Source organism: Agrobacterium sp. LAD9 (genome assembly GCF_003031125.1).
In the GTDB taxonomy this organism is placed as follows: domain Bacteria; phylum Pseudomonadota; class Alphaproteobacteria; order Rhizobiales; family Rhizobiaceae; genus Agrobacterium; species Agrobacterium radiobacter.
This window is the reverse complement of record NZ_PHGS01000014.1, coordinates 170,531-184,936: the sequence shown is the minus strand read 5'-3', so window position 1 is coordinate 184,936 and position 14,406 is coordinate 170,531. Positions and strand designations below refer to the sequence as shown.

Genomic DNA, 14,406 nt, shown 5'->3' with positions numbered 1-14,406 from the left:
GCCGGGCAGCAGTGAACAGGGGGCTTGATCCCATGCACGTCGGAAATGCGAGATATGTGAAGAACGACGACCTGCCGGAAACCGTGCCGGTCTTTCCACTTCCCGGTGCCCTGCTGCTGCCGGAAGGCCATCTTCCGCTCAATATTTTCGAGCCGCGATATCTTGCCATGATCGACACGGCACTGGCGGGTCACCGGCTCATCGGTATGGTGCAGCCGGCGCTTCACGTCATCGAGTCCGGTCTTGAAGGCGGGCCTCTGAGCGCAGTCGGATGCCTCGGCCGTATCACCTCCTTTTCCGAAACCGGCGATGGCCGTTACATCATCTCGCTCACCGGTGTGTGCCGTTTCCGCCTGCTGGAAGAGGTTGGGGTGGGCGAGCCCTATCGCAGCTTCCGGCATGCGCCTTTCATCGCCGATCTCTCGGGCGAATACGACGAGGAGGCCGTGGATCGTGAAAACCTGCTGCGGGTATTCCGCTCGTTTCTGGATGCCAACCAGCTGGAAGCCGACTGGGAAAGCGTTGAAAGGGCCGGCAACCGTGTTCTCGTCAATTCGCTTTCCATGATGTCTCCATTTGGACCCGCCGAAAAACAGGCGCTGCTGGAAGCGCCTGATCTGAAGACGCGAGCCGAAACATTGATCGCCATCACCGAGATCGTTCTTGCGCAGGGATCGGGTGAGGGCGGCAACGTGCTGCAATAGGATCGCCGCCATGGACGACAGGATGAGCAGTGTCGACCCCAAGCTGCTGGAGCTTTTGGTCTGTCCTTTGACGAAGGGGCGTCTTTCCTATGATCGCGCCCGTAACGAGCTCATTTCCGAAAGCGCCAGACTTGCTTATCCAATCCGCGACGGCGTGCCGATCATGCTGATTTCGGAAGCGCGCAAGATAGAAGACTAACCTCCCGGTCATCACCTCCACACATTGCGTGTCGCGAATTGACGAAGATGCGTTGACAACCATGCGTGGATTTGACCAGAGTCCGGCCCGACATATCTGATGCGGGGAGAATACTGATGTCGTTGCGCGCGCTCGTCCGGATTTCGTTGGTTGCGGCCTCGGCCGCCCTCATTTTTCCGCCAGCCATGGCGGCGGAGCCCTCCCGCAAGGTTGTTACCACCCAAAACGGCGATTATTTCGGCTTCGATCTTCGCACTGAGCAGAATGTCTCGCTGGAGCAATGCGGCGAGATTTGCGTTGGCGATACCGTCTGCAAGGCCTTCACCTACAATCCCAAGGTGAAATGGTGCTTCCTCAAATCGGATTTCAATCAGCTGAACGCTTTCCCCGGCGCGGTTGCCGGCAAGATCGTGGAAGTGGTAGCGGAAACCGATATCGGCGCGCCGCAACGCCTGTCCTTCGTCACTGACAGTCTGCAGCAGGAAGCGCGCCGGCTGAAATCCGGCCTTGCGGCGAATGACGGTGAAGGCGGACAGGGCGTGGAAGCCCTCGTGCAGACGGCGCGGCAGCAGGCAGCCGCGGGCAATATTCCCGATGCGGTCACGACCTATAAACAGGCGCTTGCTATCACGCCTGACGACGGCGCGCTCTGGGCGGAGCTTTCCGAAAAGGCGGCGCAGGTCACCGATAATTATTCGATTGCCGGGCAGGCCGCTTCCGCCGCCATCAATGCCTACCAGCTGAGCCGCACCGTCAGCGCCCGCACCGAGGCCCTGAACCGGCTGGCGAAGGCTTTCGAAAGAACCCAGAATTATCGCGCAGCACTCAATGCCTATAAGGAGAGCCTTGCGCTTACCGACAATGCGCAGACCAAGGCGGCCTATGCCGATCTGCGCACGCGACAGGGTTTCCGCGTCATCAATAATACCGTGGATACGGATAGCGTCAGCCCGCGCGCCTGCGTGCAGTTTTCCGAGCCGCTGGTGAAGAACAACGTCGATTATTCCTCCTTCATCACGCTGGATGGGGCAGCCCCCAAGGCCATCGAAGCGAAGGGCAGCGAGATTTGCGTCGAAGGCCTCACCCATGGCCAACGTTACAAGATCGCGCTGCGCGCCGGTCTGCCTTCCTCGGTGGAAGAACCGCTGGAAAAGCAGGTCGATCTCGATATTTACGTGCGTGACCGTGCCGCCAGCGTGCGCTTCACGGGTGAGAATTTCGTGCTGCCGGGTACTGCCCGTCGTGGCATTCCAATTGTCTCTGTTAACGCCGACAAGGCTGACCTGAAGCTTTATCGCGTTGGCGACCGCAACATCACCTCGCTGCTCGCAAACTCGCAGTTTCTGACGCAGATGGACGGCTACAATGCCGACCGCATCGAAAACGAGATCGGCGAACTCGTCTGGCAGGGCTCGATCGATATCCAGCCCGATCTCAATAAGGATGTGGTGACGAGCTTCCCGGTGGATGAGGCCTTGCCGGAGCGCAAGCCCGGCATCTATGTGCTGACCGCCGTGCCGCCTGGCACCGCGCCGGAAACGTGGGATTCACGCGCCACACAATGGTTCCTGGTCTCCGATACCGGCATCACCACCTATGCCGGAACCGACGGTCTGAATGTGTTCGTCCGAGCCCTTGGCAGCGCCAAGCCGCTTGCGGACGTGGATTTGCAGCTGCTCGCCAAGAACAACGAGGTGCTGGGCACGGCAAAGACCGATGCGGACGGCCGCGCGGTGTTCTCGGCCGGCCTGATGCGCGGCACTGCGGCGCAGGCGCCTGCCATCCTCACCGCGCGTAACGGCGACAAGGACTACGTTTTCCTTGATATGACCCGCGCAGGCTTTGACCTCTCGGATCGCGGCGTGACGGGACGTGCAGCGCCGGGCGCGATCGACGTGTTCAGCTGGACCGAGCGCGGCATTTACCGCGCCGGCGAGACCGTGCATGCCGCAGCGCTTGCCCGCGATGTCGACGGCAAGGCAATCGAGGATCTGCCGCTCACCTTCATCTTCTCGCGCCCGGACGGTGTCGAAGACCGGCGCTTCGTCAGCGACGGCAAGGCGCTGGGCGGCCATGCGGTCGATCTGCCGCTGCAGGCGAATGCCATGCGCGGCACCTGGACATTGCGCATCCATACCGATCCGAAAACGGCTGCGATCAGCGAAAAGAGCTTTCTCGTCGACGATTTCGTGCCTGACCGCACGGAATTCGACCTCTCGAGCAAGGCGAAACAGATCGATCCGGGCGCGGAAACGGCAATCGACGTCGATGGCCGTTATCTCTATGGCGCGCCGGCCGCCGGTCTGACGCTGGAAGGCGAGGTCGCGATCAAGCCGACGCGCACCAGCGCCGATTTCGAAGGTTATTTCTTCGGTCTGGCTGATGAGGAAAGCGAAGAGGAAAACCGCACCGCGCTTGCCGATCTGCCGGTGCTGGACGAAGAGGGCAAGGCGAGTTTCAATGTTGACCTCACCGATCTGCCCTCCACCACGCAGCTTCTTTCCGCCAACATCACTGTGCGCATGCGCGAAGCCGGTGGCCGCGCCGTGGAGCGCTCGCTGACGCTGCCTATCAAGGCGGAAGCCTCTGTTATCGGGATCAAGCCGCAGTTTTCGGGCGATCTCGCCCAGAATTCCGTCGGCCGTTTCCATATCATCGGCGTCAGCGCCGATGGCGCCAGGCAGGCGATGAACGGCCTCAACTGGAAGCTCATCAAGGTCGAGCGGAACTATCAATGGTATCGTCAGGGCAATTCCTGGCGTTATGAGCCGGTGGAATATACCAAGCAGCAGGAAGCGGGCACCTTGTCCGTCGATGCCAATGGCGGCGAGATTTCCGTGCCCGTTACCTGGGGCCGCTACCGGCTGGAAGTGGAGGGCGCGGGTAATGGCGCACCGGTTTCCAGCGTCGAATTCGATGCCGGTTTCTACGTCGAGGCAAGCTCGACGGAAACGCCGGATGCACTGGAAATTGCCCTCGACAAACAGAGCTACAAGATCGGCGATACGGCCAAACTCAAGGTGTCCTCGCGTTTTGCCGGTGAGTTGATGGTGACATCAGGTTCGGAAAAGCTGATTGCCGTGCAGAATGCCGAGGTCGGTGAGGATGGCGGCGAGATCGACATTCCGGTCACCGAGGAATGGGGTGCGGGCGCTTACGTCACCGCCACGCTGTTCCGCCCCGGCGACGCGCAGGAAAGCCGCATGCCGATGCGCGCCATCGGTATCAAATGGCTCGCCGTCGATCCGGCTGAGCGCAAGCTTGCCGTAACCCTCGGCGCGCCGCAGAAAACACTGCCGCGCCAGCCGCTTGAAATTCCGATCACGGTTGCGGGCGCTGGCGTCGGCGAAAAGGCCTATGCCATCGTTGCGGCCGTCGATGTCGGCATATTGAACCTCACCCGCTATGAACCGCCAAAGCCCGATGAATGGTATTTCGGCCAGCGCCGGCTGGGGCTGGAAATCCGCGACCTCTATGGCCGGCTGATCGATGGTTCGCTTGGCGCCACCGGCCGGCTGCGCACCGGCGGTGATGGCGGCGGGGCGGCCCTTCAGGGCAGCCCGCCCACCGAAAAGCTCGTAGCCTTCTTTGCCGGTCCGGTCGAACTCGACGCTAACGGCAAGGCGACGGTGAGCTTCGATATTCCGCAGTTCAACGGTACGGCCCGCATCATGGCGGTGGCCTGGACGAAGACAGGCGTAGGACATGCCGTCTCCGATGCCATCATCCGCGATCCCGTGGTAGTCACGGCCAGCGCGCCGAAATTCCTCGCCCCCGGCGATGTCTCCCAATTGCGGCTCGATATCGCCAATACGGATGGCGAGGCCGGCGATTACCGGCTGGATGTGACCAGCAACACGGCCTTGACCGTCGATCAGGGAGAGATGTCGCAGACATTGGCGCTGCAGAAAGGCGGCAAGTCTTCGCTGACGGTTCCGTTAACAGGTGAACAGCCCGGCAATGGTGCGATCACCATCAAGGTTTCCAATGCCGCGGGTGTTTCGCTGGAGCAGGTTCTGAACGTTCCTGTGCGTCCGGCTGTCCTGCCGGTGACGACACGGCGCGAAATCAAGATTGCGCCGAACAGCAGCCTGACGATCAATGGTGATCTTCTGGCCGACAGCATGCTGCTCGGCTCCTCCGTCGCCGTCAACGTCACGCGCTCGCCCGCCTTTGATATTCCGGCGCTGGTGATGATGCTGGACAAATATCCTTACGGCTGCGCCGAGCAGACGACGAGCCGCGCTTTGCCGCTGCTTTATGTCTCGGAACTGACGAAGGACAGCGGCATGGCTGAGGACCCTGATACCCGCAAGCGGGTGCAGGAAGCGATCTACCGTGTGCTGTCCTTCCAGTCGAGTTCGGGCAGTTTCGGCCTCTGGTCGCCTGGTTATGGGGACCTGTGGCTGGATGCCTATATCAGCGACTTCCTGACCCGGGCGCGCGAGCAGAATTACGACGTTCCCGAAGCGGCCATGGTGCAGGCGCTGAACAACCTGCAGAACGGTCTTTCCTATGACAGCAATGTCAAGGATCGCGGCAACGAGATCGCCTATTCGCTTTATGTGCTGGCGCGCAACCGCAAGGCGGCGATCAACGATCTCAGATATTACGCGGATACGGCGCTCGCCGATTTCCCGACGCCGCTTGCCAAGGCGCAGGTTGCCGCAGCCCTTTCGCTTTATGGCGATCAGGCCCGTTCGAAGACCGTGTTCGGCGCTTCGCTCGATATGGCAAGCCGCGCCACCAATGTCAGCTTCGCACGCGCCGATTATGGCTCGGCCCTGCGTGATGGTGCGGCGACACTGGCGCTTGCGGCCGAAAGCCGTCCGGTTCCGGCCGTCGTGCCGCAGCTTGCCGGTGCCGTGGCCAAGGAATGGGAAAAGAAGCCCTATACCAGCACCCAGGAACAGGCATGGATGCTGCTTGCCGCCCGCGCGGTCAAAGGCGAGGACAAGGATATCCGTCTCGATGTGAATGGTGATTTGCAGACTGGCGGTTTCGGCAAGCGGATGAGCGGCGATGAATTGCTGGCAGCTCCCTTGAAGATCGCCAATGCCTCGGCCGATCCAGTCACGGCTGTTGTCACCACCGTGGCCCCCCCGGCCCAGCCGCTCGCTGCCGGCGGCGAAGGCTTCACCATCACCCGCACCTATTATTCCATGGATGGCGAGGAGGTGAATCCGAGCGAGGTCACGCAGAACGAGCGTTATGTTGTGGTGCTGAATATCGTACCGAAGAATAACTGGCAGTCGCGCATTCTGGTGACGGATCTGCTGCCCTCCGGCTTCGAAATCGACAATCCCAGCCTCGTCAATTCGGCGGAACTGTCGAATTTCGACTGGTTGCCGGAAACGGAAGCGGCCCATACCGAGTTCCGTTACGACCGTTTCGTGGCGGCCTTCGACCGCTCTGCCGGTGACAGTTCGGAGATTGCGCTCGCCTATGTGGTCCGTGCTGTTACCCCCGGCACCTATGATCATCCGGCAGCTTCGGTTGAGGATATGTACCGGCCGCAATTTGCCGCCCGCACGGCAACCGGCCGCATGGAGGTGCGCTCGGCAACCCCATGAGCCGGAAAAAGGCAATCATCGTTGGCATCGTGACGGCCGCGTTGCTTCTGGGCGGCGCGGCTTTCGGTCTCGATGCGCTGGACAAGGCCTATCCGCCGCCGCTGGAGGCCGCACGGCAGCGATCTTTCGAGGTGCTGGATCGCGATGGCAAACTGCTGCGGGCCTTTGCGACAGCAGATGGCCGCTGGCGGCTCAAAACCACGGCGGCCGAGGTCGATCCGCAGTTCCTGCGCATGCTGGTCGCTTACGAGGATCAGCGTTTCTACGATCACCACGGTGTCGATCCCTGGGCGCTTCTGCGCTCCGCGTGGCAATTGGCCAGCAACGGCCGGATCGTTTCCGGCGCATCGACGTTGTCCATGCAGGTGGCGCGGCTGATCGAGCCGCGCGCCGACCGGTCATTCTCGGCGAAATTGCTGCAGGCCGTGCGTGCGCTCCAGATTGAAAGAAGGCTCAGCAAAGCTGATATCCTCGATCTCTATCTGAATATCGCGCCCTATGGCGGCAATCTCGAAGGCGTCAGGGCCGCAAGCCTTGCCTGGTTCGGCAAGGAGCCGGGCCGGCTGGATACGGCGGAGGCGGCTCTTCTGGTGGCGCTGCCGCAATTGCCGGAAAAACGCCGCCCGGATCGTTTTCCGGAGGCGGCGAAGCAGGCGCGGGAGCGCGTATTGCAACGGCTTGCCGTCGAGCGAGTGGTGGGGGACGGGGAGGCGGAGCGGGCGACTCTTGCGAATGTGCCTTCCAGCAGGCGCGATCTTCCGTCCTATGCGCCGCATATGGCCGTTGCCGCACGGGCGAAATTCCCAAATACTGCCGAAGTGCGCTCCACGCTGAGGCTGCCGATTCAGCGGGAACTGGAAGATGTTGCCCGCCATGCAGCGGAAAAGCTGAGCGACAAGGTCTCCGTCGCCATCGTCATGGCCGACGCGCAGACCGGCGATATTCTGGCGGAGGTTGGTTCGGCGGATTATCTCGATACGGCAAGACGCGGTTTCGTGGAAATGAGCCGGGCCGTGCGTTCGCCGGGCTCCACCCTCAAGCCGTTCATCTATGGCCTCGCCTTCGAAAATGGCCTTATCGGGCAGGAAACCATCATCGAGGATCGCCCGGCTGATTTTTCCGGCTACCGGCCACGCAATTTCGACATGCATTACCAGGGTGATGTCAGCATCCGCCAAGCGCTGCAATTGTCGCTCAACGTGCCTGCTGTCAAGCTGCTCGATGCGGTCAGTCCCTCGGCGCTGATGGTGCGGTTCCGGCGGGTGGGTGTCCGGCTCGTGCTGCCCACCAGCGAAGCGCCGGGGCTTGCCATCGCCCTTGGTGGTGCCGGCATTTCGCTGGTCGATCTGGTGCAGCTCTATGCCGGGCTTGCCGGCGGTGGTGATCCTGTACGGCTTGGAGATGGTGTCCGCTCTACCCCGGAACGGCTGGAGGGCGACCGGTTATTCTCCGATGCCGCGATCTGGAATGTCTCGGATATTCTCTCCGGCGTGCTGCCCCCGCTCGGCATGAAACAGCGCGGCATCGCCTACAAGACCGGCACCAGTTATGGGTATCGCGACGCATGGTCGGTTGGCTATGACGGGCGGCACGTCATCGGCGTCTGGGTTGGCCGTGCTGACAATGGCGCGGTGCCGGGCGTTGCCGGATACGCAACGGCGGCGCCGATCCTGTTCGAGTCTTTCGCAAAATCCGGCGTGGCGGTGACGCCGATGCCGGCCGCGCCCTCCGGTGTCGCCCGCGTTGCCGTGAGCGACCTTCCCGCCAACCAGCGGCGTTTCACCACAACGGCCAGCGGCCTGCTTGCGGCATCGAGGCGGGAAAGCGCCCCGCGTATCGTTTACCCGCCGGAAGGCGCGCGGGTGGAGCTCTCCGGCCAGTCAGGCATTTCGCCGCTGGTGCTCAAGCTGCAGGGCGGGCGTGCACCCTTCCGCTGGCTCGCCAATGGCTTGCCTTTGCCGGATGCGTCCCACCGCCGCAACAGCGAATGGCGACCGGAAGGGCAGGGATTTTCCACACTCACGGTGATCGACGCCGATGGCCGTGCTTCGAGCGTCAGGATTTTCGTCGAATAGCAGGGACGTCCAACTCAACAAAGGGTCGCCCCTGAGCTTGTGTCGTACAGAGCCGCGAGCGTCTCGTCAGTTCTTTTTCGCCGTCTTGCCTATTGCGCCACATCGAATGAATGGCGGTCGATCCGCTCCTGAAGCGAAGCTACGACGGCTTGCAGAAACTCCCGGCGCCTGGGGTTGGTCGTCGCCGTCAGTGTCACCTGTAACCGGCTTCTGATCCTGTTCAGAAAGCCAACGTGATTAAAACTATCGGCGGCGATATTGACCTCTACCTCGTCCATGTAATGCGCCAGATGCGGTTCCAATACGAGATTTGCATCCGTCTGGTAGCAGGCAGCCATCTGTTCCCCAAGCGTAGACACCTGCACATATGGACCATATTCGTCGATCATCAAATCTCCTTCCTCTAGCGCAAACAATTCTGAGAGGCGCTTCATCATCACTGATAGGAAATAGGAAGCAATTGCCGGCTTTCAACGTTCCCTTTTGAAGCTTTGAATTTTCCGTGTTCGTGAAGGATTTCGCCGATACTTCGGTCGAGGTAGAGACCTGTCAAACGGCTGGCGGCTGCGCTGGATGAGGTTGCGCTCAACCTACTGATTACGCTCCGTTGATTTGTCGCTACGACGATAATTTTCCTTGATTTAATTGAGGAATTTTAGAGGACCTCCCAAAGGTCAGGGCGAATTGCGCCGATAGGTGTGTCCAGAAACTGAAGTGCCGGAACTGCAGGCAATAAAAAAAGCCCGCCGAAGCGGGCCTTTCAAACTGCATTACGGAAGATTGACGAGGGCAATCCGCGTTATTGCCAGTGCGCTACGTCCGGTCGTCGGTAGAATCTCGAGTTTCTACCGGTCGGTTCATAAATGGGTCGCACTCCCTCGGCCTCGAGCTTTTGACGAAGGATACCGGGAAATACACCAGCACGATCTGACAAAAGAGCGAGACAAATATGCTCGGCGATGAAGGCATCCACGGAATCAGCGAGGATGTATTGTTGCTCACGTCGAGTGGCAGGATTAATTCGGGTTTCCGTCTTTAGATAACCGAGGCGAAGCAGTTCGCTGATCGTGCCTCTCGCTGTCCCGATCCGGCGTTCAGTGTCTCGGACATTGAGGTGTCTATGACCATCGTTGCCATTCAACGATGCCACTTCAGGAATAGAGTGGTTCAAGCAGGCTCTGACTTCCTCCCAATCTACGAGGAGGTTCGAGAGCGTCGCCCGACCGCCTTTGAAATGGAGGCTTTTCAGAGAACCTTCCAAGCCCAATTTGAGGATGGTCTCGGTTTGGCAACCACATCTTTGTGCTGCTTTGTCCAGCCGCACTAGGCCGTCTGTATTTGAACCGTTTAGTAAGCGCCCGAAAAGCGCTTTATTAAATGCCTCGAATTCGGACCGTTGGACACGCGAAAACACACGTGCACCGTCTTTCGGCTGCTCCACGCGGCGCAGAAGACCTGCATCGAGAATGGCCCGCATGCGGTCGTCCCTGATTCCGAGAGCTGTGCGGATTTCAACACTGGTCATCGTGTCCAGCGCATTGGACAATACCTCGTGGCCCCGACGCGCATCGAAGTAAATCTGGGCGCTCGTCAGCTGTGAGGGTGCAATGAGATTAGCTTCCAGAAGGAGGTCCTGGATACGGTCTTCCATCATGCCATATTCGAGGCCTGCCGATCTGATCGAATGCAGATGGCGTTTTCGGGTGGGCAGTACAAAGGCTTCATCAGGACCCAACGGAAGATTTCGCTCGGCGATGTCCTGAAAAATCTCGGTTACGAGGGAGAATTCAGGCTTCTTGTGATTGCGCAGCAGCCAATCTCGCAACGGCCCGAAAAAGGAAGCCATTTCGTAGACCATAGGTTTTGATTGTTCGATCGCCTGGCAAATAATCTTCTCAATCAGATCGCGTCCAGCGGAGGCGGAACCGAACCCGCACTCGACGTCGGAATGAGACGCCAGGTCGCAACGATCGTATGCGATCTGGTGCATCTTCTGGAGGCGACCGAAATGACGGCAAAGATCAACAGCCACATAGGTTTCGAAATTGTCGAGAAAATCGTTGACAGGGAGACCGTCGATCCTTGCGACCACGTATCGATCGACTTGAGACGAGGAGGCTGCGCTGGTGTCGATCGCCTCCTCTCTGATCGTCGAAACATTCTTGGCTACGAATGAGGCGAAGTCACCTTGCTCTTGCGCGGATACTGGCGTTTCCTTGATCGCACACGCATGCTTAGGGCAATTCTGTAACGCCCGGGTCATCCACGCTGCCCGGACGTAGGGCCGTGAGAAAGGACGGCCGCTGCCGTTTTCGAGATCGCCCACGACACATTTCGGGCAGTACCGATGATTTCGTCCCGGTCGCATATCACGGCCCATCAATGCGTGACCAAGCTTCCACGTCGCTGCGGCGGTGACGGACGCGATAGAGTACGCTGCGAGACGCGCTTCTTCGACACCTGACCAGTGTGTGAGTAATGCCATCGCTTCGGGATCGCCCGAGGCGATGGCAGTGGCGTTTGTGTCCGTCGTGGCGAGAAACCCCCGCATTGAACGATAGCCATTTGCGTGTGCGAGGCGGGATGCCAGGCTCAGGGGCGTTTCGGTTTTGTGAAACTCGACGGTGACGGGGAGTGCCATGACGCGATACCTTTCTGGCTATTACTTCTTCTTTTTCGAGGGCTGGGCGACGAGGTCCGTCAATGCATTGCTGCGATCAATGTCGCGCCACCGGGGTGAGGTGATGATGTTGTCGCCGCGAAGACTGCCCGACGCACGGTCGTAGAAACCTGCGAAGTCGCGAGCCGTGAGATTTCTGCGGTTTCGCCCCAGGGTTGCGAAACAAGCCGCTCGTACCATTTCGATCATCGTACCCAGCCCACCACCTGTGGAGGCTACCAGGCGTCCCAGGAAGTCGTCGGTCATCAACTCGTCCGCCAGCACAAGATCGCAATGGTCGACGGCCACGTCGCACAGAAGCTTTTCGATCAGCGGCTTGTCAGAAGGAAAACGCACCGGCTCGAACCGCATGACCAACGACCTGTTCGCAAGCTGGAGATCACTGGTTACCAGCCTGGCCAGGTCCGGCACGCCGCTGTAGATCGTGTGGAGTGGCCAGTCGGGAATGGCGATCAGGCTTTTCAGGCGATCCTGAAGAGACCTTACGGCTGCAGCCGTTGGTGCCCGCAAGAGGTCTTGTGCCTCATCCAGATGCAGAAAGAGGACGCGACGTTCTCTGAGCTGTTGTTTGACTGTCTCGTAAAGTTCATGCTCATTTGCACGATTGCTCGCGGGCAGACCCATCTCGTGAAGGATACGGATTGCCAAATCTTTGGTGGAGCAGGGTTTCGGCACCTCGATACTGATCAATGGACGCACCGTTTCGCCAAACTCGTTCTGGTACGGCTGAAACGATTTGATCCTCGTGAACGCTCGCTCCAACGAGGTCGATTTCCCACTACCGGACTGGCCGATCACGATGAAGGATCGTCGTCTTGAACCACCGCCGGCAAGGCAATCGAGGGCATGGTCCTCGAATTCCGTAAGGCGCTTCACGAGTTCTAGGCAACGGCCTGTCTCAAAGTAGCGGTTGGTTTCCCGGACACGCAACGCGCGCAGTTCGTTGGTAGCAGTCATTTTAGTACTCCTCGTCATAGTGGAAGCCGGAAAGTGCGTCAGGCGCTTGCGTGGCGGTGGTTTCGTTCTCTTTGATTTCTTCAGCCTCGGATTTTTCGAGGGCGAACAGGTCGGGCCGCTGGATAACCATGCCGATCCGCAGCGGATCGTCGGGCAGCGGGCCTTCGGCGAGGAGCGGAACCCGATCTTCAGATGGCGCGGCCATCCACGCTCCGAACAGTTCCGCATCCCAACGGTCGAAGTCTTTTGCAGTTGGAACGCTGGGAGAAAGACCGGCGCGAAGTGTCGCGGCATCACCGATGGCGCGAAGACGATTGATAGCGTCGTACATCACCGTCACGCCCTGCTCGGCAGCTGTGGCGTAGCTGGCACGCAATTCCTTGCGCGCGGCCATCCATTCGGCGAGCGTTACACTGTCATCGAGACCGACGGTGTTGCGAACGACGAACCAGCCCTTGTCGCCTTTAACGGCGATGTGGGCGGGGCATTCCGGATCGTATTTGATCTCGACGTCGACCTGGTCGAACCTAGTGCGGAGCCGCTGGATTTCGGCATCACAGTAGGTGATGCCGAATACGGTAATACCGTAGTCGGAAATCCGGCGGGTCGTTTTGATGCCGAAAATCTGGAGCATTTCTTCGGCATCTGGCGGGTAGAGGATTTCGTATTCTTTGGAGGCCTCGACCCACGCATTATGCGGGGTGTTGCCGCCAAGGCCAGAATGCGGCTTGTTGTGGTAGATGTCACAGACCGCGAAGATGAAAATCTTGATCAGTTCGTCGACCAGCAACGCGGCATGAACCTGCGGATCGTAATCACCCTTTTCTACGACCGAAGAGAAAGTCCGGCCCTCGAAATACGGGGCGATCAGCACGCCGATCGAATGGAAAAGGCTTTCGATAAACGGGCGGCAGCCAGGATCGCCGGCGGGCGGACGAGTACCGTGAATACGCGCCGCACGAAGCACCTCGGCGGTTCGTTGTGCGGTGAATTCCGCGCCGTTGTCGGTGTAAATGACCCGGGGCCTGATTTTCCCGATCCATGGCGTCTGGGCGGCCACGTAGGACGACAGGTGTCTTTTGTCGGTCATGATCATGCGGATCGTGGCAACGGCGGACGCGGCGTTCGGGTTCGTGCTCGCTTTCAGCGCAAGGATGTAACGTGTTGCGACGTCGATCGCGGCACAGAAGCAGATGCGGACGCGAGGAATACGCTCCTGTACCATTTCCGGAAGGGCGTTCCAGATACCCGTTTCCACGAGAAGCGAGATCAGATCGACGGTGACAAAATCCATCTCGATCCGCTGGCCAGGAGCGACCACGTGGAAACTCCGACGGATCGCCTTGAACTTCTGGATGGCGTACTTCTCGCCGTGACGGCTCGCGATGACGTGGAACTTGTCGAACTTCGCGATCATCGCTTCGAATTTTTTGCGGGATACCTTCCCGATTTTCTTCGGGTTTGGGAGGTCGGCATTGTGCTTCTGAAGCTCAGCCAGGTACGAGCGATAGACATGTGCCTTGGTCGGGCGGCGGCGATCCAGATAGGCCATCGCCATCTTGTGTGCGAACGCGATCGTAGCTGGTTTCAGAGCGAACAGTTTCGGGCCCGGACCGTGATGCCGGGGAAGAAGAGCCATCACATCACCGTCGCAATTGTGGTAGTCGTCGTAGTCGCGTTTGAAGGTTTTGACGCATGGACAGGGGAAGATGACAACCTGACTCCCCTGATCGGCTCGGTCATCGACGACGAGGTTGAGCAGTGCTTTGTTGATTTCCCGGTTCCATGCCAGCAGCTTCGGCCCGAGCTTTTTCTCGGACATTGGAAGAAGCCTGCCGATGCGGTCGCATTCTACATCATATCTGTGGATCAGCTTTTCTCGATGAAGGGCGAGATCACGATCTTCAGCCTTGAATTCGTCCCATGGCTTGTCGCCAAAGATGGCGCGGATTTTTTGCTGAGCAGGACTGTTATAGCCATATCGGATCGATGCTTTGTTGCTGTCGAGCGCGGCGTAGATTTCCTGGTGGGAAAGGAAAATCTTATATTCCACATCGTTTTCCGAGCGGAGCTGATAGCCCACGTCGTCGCGGCTTACAGGAATGAAGAAGGCGTTCCTGACCTTGTCATGGTAGCGATCCATTCGGTCCATGCCGATGAGTGAATGGAGAAATTGGCGAGCGGGCAGGGTACGGGATTCCATGACGGTCCTTTCTCT

The 14,406-nt window shown here is 59.5% G+C and carries 8 protein-coding genes; 4 read left to right on the top strand and 4 right to left on the bottom strand.

Features of this window, described 5'->3' with window-relative positions; genetic code table 11:
- Nucleotides 1-32: 32 nt before the first annotated feature.
- From DA915_RS16105 to pbpC, 4 genes are all read left to right on the top strand, one after another.
- Nucleotides 33-704: an LON peptidase substrate-binding domain-containing protein gene (locus DA915_RS16105; RefSeq protein WP_003506267.1), complete on the top strand. Its 672-nt coding sequence runs from the start codon at nucleotides 33-35 to the stop codon at nucleotides 702-704.
- Nucleotides 705-714: 10 nt separating this feature from the next.
- Nucleotides 715-903 (top strand): Trm112 family protein, encoded by a 189-nt coding sequence (locus tag DA915_RS16100; protein WP_003506270.1) that lies wholly within the window; start codon nucleotides 715-717, stop codon nucleotides 901-903.
- 116 nt (nucleotides 904-1,019) lie between these two features.
- Nucleotides 1,020-6,476, top strand: a complete 5,457-nt coding sequence (locus DA915_RS16095; RefSeq protein WP_107676591.1) for an alpha-2-macroglobulin family protein — start codon at nucleotides 1,020-1,022, stop codon at nucleotides 6,474-6,476.
- Entirely contained in the window at nucleotides 6,473-8,551 is a 2,079-nt protein-coding gene (pbpC, locus tag DA915_RS16090) for a penicillin-binding protein 1C (protein ID WP_192886574.1), read from the top strand. Before DA915_RS16095 ends, pbpC begins: the two co-directional genes overlap by 4 nt.
- An 89-nt stretch (nucleotides 8,552-8,640) precedes the next feature.
- Here the strand turns inward: pbpC and DA915_RS16085 are convergent, their stop codons facing one another.
- The 4 genes from DA915_RS16085 to DA915_RS16070 form a co-directional block, all read right to left on the bottom strand.
- A complete protein-coding gene (locus tag DA915_RS16085) occupies nucleotides 8,641-8,940 on the bottom strand; it encodes a hypothetical protein (RefSeq protein WP_035213555.1) in 300 nt (99 codons plus the stop codon).
- Nucleotides 8,941-9,350: 410 nt separating this feature from the next.
- Nucleotides 9,351-11,192: a TniQ family protein gene (locus DA915_RS16080; RefSeq protein ID WP_107676590.1), complete on the bottom strand. Its 1,842-nt coding sequence runs from the start codon at nucleotides 11,190-11,192 to the stop codon at nucleotides 9,351-9,353.
- A gap of 21 nt (nucleotides 11,193-11,213) precedes the next feature.
- A complete protein-coding gene (locus DA915_RS16075) occupies nucleotides 11,214-12,188 on the bottom strand; it encodes an ATP-binding protein (RefSeq protein WP_107676589.1) in 975 nt (324 codons plus the stop codon).
- A 1-nt stretch (nucleotide 12,189) separates the two neighbouring features.
- The gene (locus tag DA915_RS16070) at nucleotides 12,190-14,391 is read right to left on the bottom strand and encodes a DDE-type integrase/transposase/recombinase (RefSeq protein WP_107676588.1); all 2,202 of its coding nucleotides are present in this window, start codon (nucleotides 14,389-14,391) and stop codon (nucleotides 12,190-12,192) included.
- Between the last annotated feature and the right edge of the window lie 15 nt (nucleotides 14,392-14,406).